This window comes from Dyadobacter sp. CY356 (genome assembly GCF_021440195.1).
In the GTDB taxonomy this organism is placed as follows: Bacteria; Bacteroidota; Bacteroidia; order Cytophagales; family Spirosomataceae; genus Dyadobacter.
In genome coordinates this window covers 337,424-349,504 of sequence record NZ_JAJTSZ010000006.1, presented here as the reverse complement: position 1 = coordinate 349,504, position 12,081 = coordinate 337,424, and the positions used below count along the sequence as shown (strand labels likewise).

Annotated in this window: 9 protein-coding genes; 8 read left to right on the top strand and 1 reads right to left on the bottom strand. The window is 40.4% G+C overall.

Annotation, left to right across the window (positions count from 1 at the left end; translation table 11 throughout):
* Positions 1–14 precede the first annotated feature (14 nt).
* From LXL81_RS20405 to LXL81_RS20385, 5 genes are all read left to right on the top strand, one after another.
* The gene (locus LXL81_RS20405) at positions 15–1,667 is read left to right on the top strand and encodes an FAD-dependent oxidoreductase (protein ID WP_234648614.1); all 1,653 of its coding nucleotides are present in this window, start codon (positions 15–17) and stop codon (positions 1,665–1,667) included.
* Positions 1,668–1,798: 131 nt separating this feature from the next.
* Positions 1,799–3,040: an MFS transporter gene (locus LXL81_RS20400; protein ID WP_234648613.1), complete on the top strand. Its 1,242-nt coding sequence runs from the start codon at positions 1,799–1,801 to the stop codon at positions 3,038–3,040.
* A 43-nt stretch (positions 3,041–3,083) separates the two neighbouring features.
* Positions 3,084–3,605 (top strand): gluconate 2-dehydrogenase subunit 3 family protein, encoded by a 522-nt coding sequence (locus tag LXL81_RS20395; protein ID WP_234648612.1) that lies wholly within the window; start codon positions 3,084–3,086, stop codon positions 3,603–3,605.
* Between the two features lie 64 nt (positions 3,606–3,669).
* Positions 3,670–5,382 carry a GMC oxidoreductase gene (locus LXL81_RS20390; protein WP_234648611.1) on the top strand — a complete coding sequence of 571 codons (1,713 nt, stop codon included), beginning with the start codon at positions 3,670–3,672 and terminating at the stop codon, positions 5,380–5,382.
* Between the two features lie 97 nt (positions 5,383–5,479).
* Positions 5,480–6,397 (top strand): Rpn family recombination-promoting nuclease/putative transposase, encoded by a 918-nt coding sequence (locus LXL81_RS20385; protein ID WP_234648610.1) that lies wholly within the window; start codon positions 5,480–5,482, stop codon positions 6,395–6,397.
* 65 nt (positions 6,398–6,462) lie between these two features.
* On the opposite strand, the gene LXL81_RS20380 is transcribed toward LXL81_RS20385, so the two are convergent.
* Positions 6,463–6,651 carry a hypothetical protein gene (locus LXL81_RS20380; protein WP_234648609.1) on the bottom strand — a complete coding sequence of 63 codons (189 nt, stop codon included), beginning with the start codon at positions 6,649–6,651 and terminating at the stop codon, positions 6,463–6,465.
* Positions 6,652–6,840: 189 nt separating this feature from the next.
* Between LXL81_RS20380 and LXL81_RS20375 the strand changes: the two genes are divergently transcribed.
* From LXL81_RS20375 to LXL81_RS20365, 3 genes are read left to right on the top strand one after another with little or no spacing between them, the layout of a single operon-like run.
* Positions 6,841–7,521, top strand: coding sequence for an RNA polymerase sigma-70 factor (locus tag LXL81_RS20375; RefSeq protein WP_234648608.1), 681 nt, complete (start codon positions 6,841–6,843; stop codon positions 7,519–7,521).
* A 39-nt stretch (positions 7,522–7,560) separates the two neighbouring features.
* Positions 7,561–8,565, top strand: coding sequence for a FecR family protein (locus tag LXL81_RS20370; protein ID WP_234648607.1), 1,005 nt, complete (start codon positions 7,561–7,563; stop codon positions 8,563–8,565).
* Between the two features lie 22 nt (positions 8,566–8,587).
* Positions 8,588–12,076 (top strand): SusC/RagA family TonB-linked outer membrane protein, encoded by a 3,489-nt coding sequence (locus LXL81_RS20365; RefSeq protein ID WP_234648606.1) that lies wholly within the window; start codon positions 8,588–8,590, stop codon positions 12,074–12,076.
* Positions 12,077–12,081: the final 5 nt, after the last annotated feature.

Sequence of the window (12,081 nt, the reverse complement as noted above, 5' to 3'; positions counted from 1 at the left end):
AACCCCAATAAGTAATGAGACAAATTTTGAGATTAACCATAGTTGCCATACTCGCATTTTCTTTTTCAATCTGTTCAGCACAAAAAGCGAAAGATTCTTATAATGCAGATGTAATTATTTACGGTGGAACTTCGGGCGCTATTACGGCGGCTGTTCAGGTTGTAAAACAAGGAAAAACGGTACTTGTAGTTTCTCCCGACAAACATTTAGGTGGCCTTTCTGCGGGAGGACTGGGTTTTACTGATACTGGCAATAAATCCGTGATCGGCGGGTTATCGAGAGAATTTTACCACCGGGTTTTTATGGAATATGATAAACCGGAAGGATGGAAGTGGCAGAAAAAGGAGGAATATGGCAATAAGGGCCAGGGAACACCAGCCATGGACGGAACGGACAGAACCATGTGGATCTTCGAACCGCATGTCGCTGAAAAGATTTTTGAAGATTTTGTAAAAGAAAATAATATCAAAATTTATAGAGACGAATGGCTTGACCGTGCGAAAGGGGTAATAAAAAAGGAAGGAAAAATCGTTTCTATTAAAACCCTTTCAGGAAAAACATTTACCGGAAAAATGTTTATCGATGCAACGTATGAGGGTGACCTTATGGCTGCCGCCGGTGTGAAATATCATGTTGGCCGTGAAGCCAATAGCGTTTATAATGAAGAATGGAATGGAATCCAGCCGGAAGTTTTTCAGCACAATCATTATTTTCAAAAAAATATAAGTCCGTATAAAATTGAAGGTGACCCGAAAAGTGGATTGCTACCTTACGTTTCAGCTGAAAAAATTGGTAAAAAGGGAGAAGGCGATAATAAAATTCAGGCTTATTGCTTCCGGATGTGTTTATCGGCAAATTCTGAAAATCGTATTCCATTTCCAAAACCTGCGGGATATGATGCTTCCAAATATGAATTGCTGGCAAGAATTTACAAAGCTGGCTGGACAGAAACTTTTGACAAGTTTGACCCGATTCCAAATAAAAAAACGGATACCAACAATCACGGTCCGTTCAGCACCGACTTTATCGGTATGAATTATGATTATCCGGAAGCGACTTATGAACGTAGAAAGGCGATTATCAAAGAGCACGAACTGTATCAAAAAGGTTTGATGTATTATCTTTCAAACGATCCCAAAGTTCCGGCTGATGTGCGCAAAGAAATGAATAACTGGGGCTTGCCGAAGGATGAATTTAAGGATAACGGCGGCTGGCCACATCAGATTTATGTACGTGAAGCCCGACGAATGATAGGCCAGAGCGTGATGACGGAAAATGAAACCCTGGTCAAAAAAGCAGTTTCAGAATCTATTGGTATGGGTTCATACTCTTTGGATTCTCACAATGCGCAGCGTTATATAAAAGAAGATGGTTTTGTTCAAAACGAAGGTGATATTGGTGTGCATACCAAAAGCCCATACAGCATTTCCTATGGCTCGATCACCCCAAAGAAAGAAGATTGTCTTAATTTACTGGTTCCTGTTTGCGTATCCAGCTCTCATATTGCCTATGGATCGATCAGAATGGAGCCTGTTTTTATGATACTGGGACAAAGTGCTGCCAGTGCTGCCATTCAGGCCATCGACAGAAACGTTTCAGTTCAGGAAGTGGATTATACCAAATTGAAAGAGCAGCTTTTAAAAGATAAACAACGTCTGGAACTGTAAGCTTATAATGCTTATTTATCAGAAGCTGATTCTAAGATAACTTTATATCAATTATAGTGCTAATAGCCGGATAATAGTCCGGCTATTTTATATAATATTGCATAAAATCCTGAAAAATTTTTATTTACAGAATGAATACTCTGGAAACACCACGTTCAAACCTTTCACATCTTTTCAGTGCACCCGTTATTGTAGCTGCGCTTGGCTATTTTGTAGACATTTACGATTTGCTGCTTTTTGGTATTGTTCGCCTGCCAAGTCTGGCCTCACTTGGTCTTTCGGAAACAGAAATTTCTTTGACCGGAGCCAGCATTTTGAACTGGCAAATGACAGGTTTGCTTATAGGCGGAATTCTCTGGGGGATTTTGGGAGATAAAAAAGGCAGACTTTCAGTTCTTTTTGGTTCAATCATTACGTATTCACTTGCCAATATTGCCTGCGGATTTGTTCAGGATCCAACCACTTATAAAATTCTTCGATTTGTCGCTGGCGTTGGGCTGGCGGGTGAACTTGGCGCCGGAATTACCCTGGTTTCAGAAATTTTGCCAAAACATTTACGTGCCATTGGTACTTCCCTTGTAGCAGGAATTGGTCTTTTAGGTGCGATTGTCGGCTATTTTACAGTTGAGTTTTTTGCGTGGCGCAATGCTTATTTCATTGGTGGAGGTCTGGGAATATCATTGTTACTGCTTCGTATCGGGGTTTTTGAATCGGGTATTTTTGAAGGTGTCAAAAGTCAGAAACACATAACAAAAGGTAATTTCTTCGCTTTGTTTACAAATAAAGACAGATTTATTAGATATCTGAAATGTATCGGAATAGGACTTCCGACCTGGTTTGTGATTGGAATCCTGGCCACTTTCAGTAATGAGTTTGGAAAAGCATTAGGCATTTCAGAACCGATTAAACCCGGACTTTCGATCATGTGGTGTTATGTAGGGCTTTCGGTTGGTGATTTTTTAAGCGGGTTTTTAAGTCACTGGCTCGAATCGCGGAAGAAGGCTGTATTTTTTATGATGTCTTTTACGTTAATATGCAGTGGAATTTATTTATACACGGGAATAAAATCAGCTTCAAGTTTATATACCGTTGCAACATTACTTGGATTTGGGATCGGATACTGGGCCATGTTTGTGACCATCGGAGCAGAGCAATTTGGTACAAACCTGAGAGCAACCGCAGCGACTACGGTTCCAAACATGGTGCGCGGAATGGTGGTGGTGATGACAACCTTATTTGCAACCTTTAAAGGTTCTTTTTCTGTTATAGACTCTGGCGCACTTGTTGGATTAATTTGTTTTATTTTAGGCTTTTATTCGATTCTTACCATCCCGGAAACACACGGACGTGATCTGGACTTTTTGGAAGAATAGAAGACAGCATACCCTTAGTTTTTAAACATTGAAAAATAATAAAATGGAAAGACGGATAGCGCTTAAAGGTATGGCCGCAGCCATCGGAGCGATTGTGAGTTTGCCAGCCTGGGCTTCGGGATGGAATGATTCATCGCTTGGAAATGTAAAGTTTTCAGGTGTTGGCCAGGCAGAAATTTTGAAAGTTGCTGTGGAGGCAATTATTCCCAAAACGGATACGCCCGGAGCAGGTGAATTAGGTGTTGCAACTTTTGTTCAGCGTATGGTAACAGATTGTTACGATAAAAAAACGCAGGATGTTTTTGCCAAAGGAATTGCAGGCCTGGATGCGCAGAGCAATAAAAGTTTTGGGAAAGCATTTACCGAAGCTTCTAAAACTCAGCAAACACAACTTTTGCAGGAACTTGAAAAGAGCAGCGACTCAGAAACAAAAAGCTTTTTCGGCCTACTGAAAAACCTGACAATTCAGGGATATATGTCGTCGGAATATGTGATGACAAACCTGACGCATTTTGAATTTATTCCCGGAAGATATCATGGTTGTGTTCCTGTCGCGAAAGGCTAGGAATATTTATAAGCAAATTTTGCAAAGTAACCAGAGATTAGAAAAAAGTATCAGAAATTATAAAATGGCGAATTTTAATATAGATAGTGAAAAAGCCCGTACTTATGACGCAATCGTCATTGGTTCTGGGATTAGTGGAGGATGGTCGGCAAAGGAGCTCACTGAAAGAGGGCTAAAAACGCTTGTGCTGGAAAGAGGTCGGGATGTTAAACATATCGTAGATTATCCGACTACAAACATGCAACCTTGGGAATTTGATCATAGGGAACGTTTGCCGAAAGAGGTAACTGATGCTAACCCGATTGTGAGCAGATGTTATAATTTTAAGGAATCGTCTCAGCATTTTTTCGTGAAAGACAATGAGCATCCGTACGTTCAGGAAAAACCGTTTGACTGGATTCGTGGCTATCAGGTTGGTGGTAAATCATTGCTTTGGGCAAGACAGACCCAGCGCTGGAGCCAGTTTGATTTTGAAGGGCCGGCCAGAGATAAATTTGCCGTAGAATGGCCGATCGGCTATAATGATATTGCGCCGTGGTATAGCCATGTTGAAAAATTTGCTGGTATTACCGGAAACAAAGATGGTATCGATACTTTGCCAGACGGAGAATTTCTGAGGCCGCATGATTTGAATTGTGTTGAAAAATACTTTAAAGAATCGGTTGCCAAACAATATAAAGACCGTCACATTATTATAGGCCGCGCTGCCCACATTACCGATCCAAAGCAAATTCACCTGGACCAGGGACGCGCGCAATGCCAGTCGCGTACGATTTGTGAAAGAGGCTGTCCATTTGGAGGATATTTCAGTAGCAATGCGTCAACAATTCCTTGGGCGATGAAAACAGGGAATATGACATTACGTCCGCATTCTGTTGTACATTCTGTAATTTATGATGATAAAAAACAGAAAGTGACCGGAGTTCGTGTGATAGATGCGAATACAAAAGAAATGATGGAATTTTATGCCAACATTATCTTTGTAAATGCTGCGGCATTGAATACGAATCTAATTTTAATGAATTCAATCTCATCACGTTTTCCAAATGGACTCGGAAATGATAGTGGCGTTTTAGGGAAATATGTAGCTTTCCATAATTACCGGGCTTCTATTTCAGGTGAATATGAAGGGTTTTTGGATTCTACCACAGACGGGCGTCGTCCTAATAGTGGTTATATTCCTCGTTTCAGAAATGTCTACAAACAGGAAACTGACTTTTTAAGAGGTTATGCAGCTGGTTTTGGCGCAGATAGAATGACTTATTCAGACCGGAGCGACATAGGCGAATCTTTGAAGGCAAGTTTGTTGAATAAAAAGTATGGCAACTGGAGTGTTGGTTCTCATATGATGGGTGAAACAATTCCGAAGGAAAGTAGCTATGTAGCACTGGACAAGGATTTAAAAGATGCTTACGGTATCCCTCAATTAAAGATCAATATTGGTTATGACGATAATGATGAAAAGATGATTAAGGATTATATCGAGCAGGTTACAGAAATGTTTACCAATGCCGGTTTTAAAAATATCCGTTCCCACGACGGCCACAGAAACCCTGGAAATGATATTCACGAAATGGGCGGTGTTCGTATGGGTAAGGATCCTAAAACATCAATCCTTAATAAATGGAACCAGATGCACGCAGCGAAAAATGTATTCGTGACGGATGGCGCGTCAATGACTTCCACATCAACCCAAAACCCGTCGCTGACTTATATGGCATTTTCAGCACGTTCTGTGGATTATGCAGTTAAACAATTGAAAGCGAAGAATTTATAAACAATAATAATTCAGGAAATTTCCGGAGGGAGTTAAGTCTATAAAACTTGACTCCCTTTTTTTGTATGTTTGTTTTGAATTTACACACACTTCAAATATGGATATACTACCTATGGGTCGGTTTATCGACCCATTCACCGATTTCGGATTTAAGAGGTTATTCGGGTCCGAACCTAATAAGGATTTACTGATTGATTTTCTTAACCAGATTATGGGAGAAGAAAGGCAGATTCTTGATCTCACATATAATCAAAATGAACATTTCGGTCACTCGGACGAAAACAGAAAAGTGATTTTTGATCTGCTTTGTACAGGTTCAAATGGCGAACAGTTTATTATTGAAATGCAGCGTGTTCGCCAGCAATATTTTAAGGACCGTTCTTTATACTACACTTCGTCATTAATAACACAGCAGGCTCCCAAAGGCGGTCCAAAATGGGATTATCATTTGAAACCGGTTTATCTGATTGGTCTTATGGATTTCAGTTTTGACGAATCGCATAATGAACAATATCTGCATAGAGTTCAATTGATAAATTCAGAAACTTTTAAAACGTTTTATGACAAGCTGTGTTTCGTATTTATCGAAATACCGAAGTTTATAAAAGCGGAAAATGAATTAGACTCAGAACTGGACAACTGGCTGTTTTTGTTAAAGAATATGAGCAGGTTAGATAAAATTCCTGTATTTTTACGTAAACCAGTTTTTAGTAAATTGTTCAACATTGCAGAAGTCAGCAATCTAACGGGGAAAGAAAAAATGGCCTACGACGAAAGTTTAAAAATAAAATGGGATAACTATAACGGTATGGATTATGCCGTTAAGCAAGGAAGGGCTGCAGGGATGAGAGAGGGAATGGAAGAAGGAATTAAAGAAGGTAAAAAAGTAGGAATTAAAGAAGGCAAGCAAGAGACCCAAAAGAAAATCGCTCTGGCTATGAAAAATAAAGGACTGGACACTTTCCTTATTCAGGAGTTTACAGGATTGTCGGAAAGAGAAATTCAAGAATTATAGAAACCGTTTAAGGTCTATATAGCAAAAGCTGAGTCTCCCAAACTCAGCTTTTTTTGTTTAGATCCTTAAAGTTCAGAAAGCCACTTTTCGTTTTTTATCAGAATGATCAAGACAGCAATGTCGGTCAGTACTCCTGACAATGCCAGAATTACACCAAAATTCTTTGTTGTTGACGAATCTATAATAAGATTTATTCCTGCCAGTGCCAGCAGTGTTCCTGTTATTAACAAAACTATTTTATTCTTTATTTTCATATAGAAAGCTCGTTGCCAGTTTGGTAATTAGACTTTTTCATTTAAAAAAGTCACAGCCATATGGAAAATTTTTCAATCCGGAAATTCTTATTTCCCAAATAAATATAAATTTTTCCAATTATTTTCTAATCTGACTAGGGGAATTTTAGTGCAAAAAAGTCTTTTAATTATTACATAAAGATAGACTCAATGCGCGATCCTTTGCTAAATGACGAACCCAAGACAGAAAACCCTTTTCTGTCCTCTTCTATTGAAGAAAAACCTCGTTCACAGGAGATAGATTCTGCATTATTCTTGAAAACTACTTTCGAGCAAAATCCATCAAAAGGTCTAGAACTACTGTTCAGGAGATTTTATAAGCCGTTGTGCAGTCATGCAGTGCGTTTTGTTTATTCAAAGCAAATAGCAGAGGATCTTGTTAGTGAAGTTTTCTTTCAGTTTTATCGGACAAAATCTTATGAGCATATCAACTCATCTTACACCAGCTATCTTTTTCGCGCGGTTCGTAATGAGTGTTTTACACATCTGCGCCGTGAATTTGGAAAAACAGATGTGATTGAGGTAAATACTGAAAATTCTATATCCGTTCAGCAGCAGCAGCCGGATGCTGAAATTCACTACAATCACCTTTTTCTGAAAGTAAACGAGGTTATTGGTGAGCTTCCGGTGCAATGCCGGAAGGTGTTTTTGATGAGTCGTTTTGAAAGTAAGAAATACCATGAAATTGCCCGGGAATTAAATATTTCTCCAAAAACGGTTGAGGTTCACATTTCCAAGGCACTTAAACACCTTCGCACAGCATTAACCGGAGAGTGGATACTTCCCTGTCTCTTTTTACTTCTTGACTCACTTAGCATTCAGCCCGTGTGAGCATCGTATGCCCATCTCTTGAATTGAAATTAGCATAACATGAAAGAACCTTTAAAATATATTGTTTTCGAGTATTTGTCCGGACGGGCAAATCCGCTTGAAAGACAACTCGCAGAAGACTGGTTGAAAAAGACCGAAAATTCAGAAACCTTCCATCAATGGCTTTTGGAATGGGAAACCCGTTCTCCACAGTTTATTCCGGACCAGGAGAAGGCAATGAGCCGTCTGTTTGACAGAATAAATCAGGATGATCAGAACACCGACATTGAGCCGGATGAAAACATCTCTTTCATCCAATCTCTAAACGCAACAAGAATTCGGAAGTATGGACTTATAGCAGCCTCCGTTCTGGTGCTTGTTTGTTGGGGATGGTTTTCCCGGGATATGATTTTATACAAAACCTTTGAAACGGAATACGGTAAAACAACAAGGATTTATCTGGAAGACGGAAGCAGGGTAGCGCTTAATGCAAATTCACGATTAAAAATTCCCCGGTTTGGGTTTTACGGTGACGTGCGGAATGTTATTCTGGACGGAGAAGCGGAGTTTTCAATCAGCCATACCATAGATCATAAACGTTTTGTGGTAAAAACTTCGGATTCTTTTCAGGTGGAGGTTCTGGGGACGCAGTTTTCAGTATTTGCTCGTCCGCGTGGGACAAAAGTAGCACTTAGCCGTGGCAAGATCAGAATTGACTACGACCAGGGAAGTGAAAAAAAGCAGTTGTTAATGAAACCTGGTGACCTGGTAACGCTGGAAAAAACGGGTGAACTTAAATTGACAAATGATACAGATGCGAAAAGTTTCAGTGCCTGGAAGGAACAGCGATTTATTTTTAATGCTACTTCTGTAATGGAAATCAGTGCCATGATACAGGAAAATTTTGGTAAAAAAATTGTCTTATCTAACGACAAAATAGCGCGGCGTACTATTACCGGAAATTTCAAAACCGAAAATGCTGATGAATTGCTTAAAACAATTTCAGAGGTACTTGACCTCAAAATTGAAACGGCTGGTAATGTCATTGTAATAACAGATCACTAACTATTTCTAACTCCCTTTCAATATGCAATTAACACTATCACGTAAGCACTGGGTGGGGATTGGGCTTGCCTTTGCGACACAATTTTCGCAGGCGGCTCAAAGCCAGACCATTGCATTTGCCTCCATGCCTCCACGTCAGGTGACGACTGTAAGGCAGGAGATGAAATTGAAAAATGCGTTGCTGGACCTTCAGCGGCATTATGGTGTCGAAATTGTTTTTGAAGATCGTCTGGTTGGCCAGCTTAATATTGTTACTGGCTTGGTTGATCTCACAAAACCGCTTGAAAAAAACCTGGATCTGATCCTCTCTCAAAACGGGCTGAAATACAAAAAGACACGCAAGAATACCTATGTAATTATCGAGGGTAAAGAGCCGGTCAAAACCAGTATTTCAGCACCCGTCGAAAGGAAAGAATCGGCTATGCTTTTCGAAGGTAATACTGTAAGCCTTATCAATGCACTAAACAGCCATCCGATGTCAGCGGCAGTTGATAAAACCATTACGGGTAAAGTCAATGATGAAAAAGGTGCAGGTCTGCCGGGCGTTAGTGTGATTGTTAAAGGAACACAGCGTGGCACATCAACGAATGGCGAAGGAGAATTTCAGCTTGATGTTCCGGACGACAATGCTGTGCTGATTTTCAGTTTTGTAGGTTATAAATCTCAGGAAATGACTGTTGGCGGTCAATCTAAAATAACCTTGAAACTTGCCCCTGACGAAAATGCATTGGAAGAAGTTGTGGTTGTTGGTTACGGTGCTGTAAAAAAATCTGATTTGACGGGCGCGGTAGGTACCGTTAAGGCAGAAGCTTTGCAGGAACGGCCGGCGTCATCTCTTAATCAGGGACTATCCGGTCGTGTTACCGGGGTAAATGTTTCTTCAAATTCAGGGAGGCCGGGTGGAAGGGCCAACATTCGTATCCGTGGAGCGAGCTCATTAAGTGTATCTAACAATCCGTTGTATGTGATTGATGGCGTGATACTTAATGCTGTGGATCTGCAAAACGGCAGTACGCCCATTGACTATATCAATCCAAATGACATTGCTTCCATTGAGGTTTTAAAAGATGCGTCATCCACAGCTATTTACGGAGCTCGTGGTGCTAATGGCGTTATCCTGGTGACGACCAAACGCGGAACCCCTGGTGGTGGAAGAATTACTTATGACACTGATTTCAGCATTGGTGTTGCACCAAAAAAACTGAAAGTACTTAATTCAAAAGAGTTTCTTGCCGTTGAAGATCTTGCCTATGCCAATGCGGCAAAATATGATCCGGTTGGATGGGCAACGGGTACAAAATACATCGATCCAAAAACCAAAAGAACCAATCCAAAATTATTTGATTCGCAGGGAAATCCGCTATATGATACGGATTGGCAGGCAGAATCATTTCAAAAAGCCTTCGCCCAAAACCATCAGCTGGGCATTACCAACGGGAATGAAAAAGGAAGTTATGGTGCTTTTCTGAACTATCGCAATCAGGATGGTATTGCGCGTGGTTCGTGGCAGAAAAGATTTTCGGGCCGTTTTGTATTTGATACACAAATAAAAAGCTGGCTGAAAGTTGGAGGTACCCTTGGCTACACTGATCAGAACGAAAAACAGGTTGACCAGCTCGATGGGGGCGGTATTACTATGATGCGCCAGGTTTTGGAAGAATTACCAATCATCCCTGTTAAATATGCAGATGGAACCTGGGCCAGTAACCGTGATTATCCGGGTATGGAAGGTGGTGACAATCCACTGAGGGTATCCACTGACAGATTGTACTATCTAAGAACGCAAACAATGCTGGCAAATATGTATTCTACCATTCGTTTTGCCGAAGGCCTTGAATTGAAATCTACAATTGGTACGAATGTTATTAATCAGCGCAATGACTATTTTGCAGCGAAAGGAATGCAGTATATTTCTGATAATGGTGATGCTTATGTCAGAAACAACAGATTCAATTCCTGGCAGTTTGAAAATTACCTGACTTACCACAAGGAATTTGCAAAAATACATTCGCTGAACGCAATGGCTGGACTATCGTGGCAGCATGTTGACAGGTTTGACAATCAGGCTACCACGCAGGGATTTAATGATACTTATTTTCAGTTTTATAACCTGGGAGCAGGATCCAGCCCTCAGCCTCCATCCTCTAACGGACAGGCATACGGTTTAAACTCGTATTTTGCCCGTATTAACTATGGGTTGCTTAATAAATATCTGGTAACATTTACAGGACGTATCGATGGCTCTTCCAAATTCGGAACAGCAAACCAGTATGCATTTTTCCCATCCGCTGCGCTTGCATGGCGGATCACGGAAGAAGAGTTTATGAAGAATATACCCGCAATTTCAAATTTAAAGTTACGTACCAGCTATGGTGCTACCGGAAATTCGGAAATCCCTGCTTATAGGGCGTTAGCGGGTCTGAGTAACAATACATCAGCAATTGATTATAGCGTAATTTTCGGTGGAGTACGGAATATCGGAACAGGAATTGACCGTATGGCGAACCCGAATTTACAATGGGAAAAAACAAAGCAAATAGATTTTGGTTTGGAGCTTGGTCTGTTTTCTAACCGCCTTACTTTCGAACTTGATTTATACCGCAGAAAAGTGAACAATATGTTACTGGATGCTCCATTGCCTTACAGCAGTGGATACACAAGCATTTTTTCCAACGTCGGCAGTATGGAAAACAAGGGAGTTGAATTTGCTGTAAATTCAACTAACATCAAGGCAGGCGATTTCTCATGGAGCACCACGTTTAATATCTCGGTTAACAAAAATAGAGTTGTAGCTCTTTCTGGCGGAAGTGATATATATTCTGGCAACGGAGTAATCAGGGTAGGTGAACCCGTTGGATCATTTTTTGGAAGAGTAAATCAGGGGACTTGGGGCAGCAATGAAGTTGACGAAGCCAAGAAATATGGAATGTTGCCTGGTGATATAAAGTATAAGGATTTGAATAACGACGGTACAATCAATGACAACGACAGAACGATCATCGGAAAGGGTATTCCAGACGGTTTTGGAACCTTCCTGAATACTTTTCAATACAAGGGATTTTCATTCACGGTTGATCTTCAATATATGTATGGCAACGATGTGCTTGATAGAAGTATTCATTCGGCTGAGGACAGACAAGGAATTGCGAATAGCTACAAAACCGTATTGAATGCCTGGACTGAGACTAATCAAAACACCTCAATAGCTCAAATCAGACCCATTAATGCATATTATACCACTAATAACGACAGCCATAAAGTGACTGACGGATCATTTATACGTGGACGTAATCTATTGCTTGCTTATACATTTTCGTCGGCCATTACTTCAAAGTTAAAACTGGATCGTCTGCGGATTTATGGGTCCATTCAAAACTTCTTTGTTATCACAAAATACAAAGGTTTTGATCCTGAGGTTTCAAACTCCAGCGCTCCATTTGATCAGGGTCTGACTTTGTATGATTACCCGAAACCAAGAGTATTTATGGTAGGTCTAAATATTGGATTATAATTTAT

Coding starts and splice junctions, on each gene's coding strand:
- LXL81_RS20405 (WP_234648614.1), top strand. CDS start 15: ATGAGACAAATTTTGAGATTAACCATAGTTGCCATACTCGCATTTTCT.
- LXL81_RS20400 (WP_234648613.1), top strand. CDS start 1,799: ATGAATACTCTGGAAACACCACGTTCAAACCTTTCACATCTTTTCAGT.
- LXL81_RS20395 (WP_234648612.1), top strand. CDS start 3,084: ATGGAAAGACGGATAGCGCTTAAAGGTATGGCCGCAGCCATCGGAGCG.
- LXL81_RS20390 (WP_234648611.1), top strand. CDS start 3,670: ATGGCGAATTTTAATATAGATAGTGAAAAAGCCCGTACTTATGACGCA.
- LXL81_RS20385 (WP_234648610.1), top strand. CDS start 5,480: ATGGATATACTACCTATGGGTCGGTTTATCGACCCATTCACCGATTTC.
- LXL81_RS20380 (WP_234648609.1), bottom strand. CDS start 6,651: ATGAAAATAAAGAATAAAATAGTTTTGTTAATAACAGGAACACTGCTG.
- LXL81_RS20375 (WP_234648608.1), top strand. CDS start 6,841: ATGCGCGATCCTTTGCTAAATGACGAACCCAAGACAGAAAACCCTTTT.
- LXL81_RS20370 (WP_234648607.1), top strand. CDS start 7,561: ATGAAAGAACCTTTAAAATATATTGTTTTCGAGTATTTGTCCGGACGG.
- LXL81_RS20365 (WP_234648606.1), top strand. CDS start 8,588: ATGCAATTAACACTATCACGTAAGCACTGGGTGGGGATTGGGCTTGCC.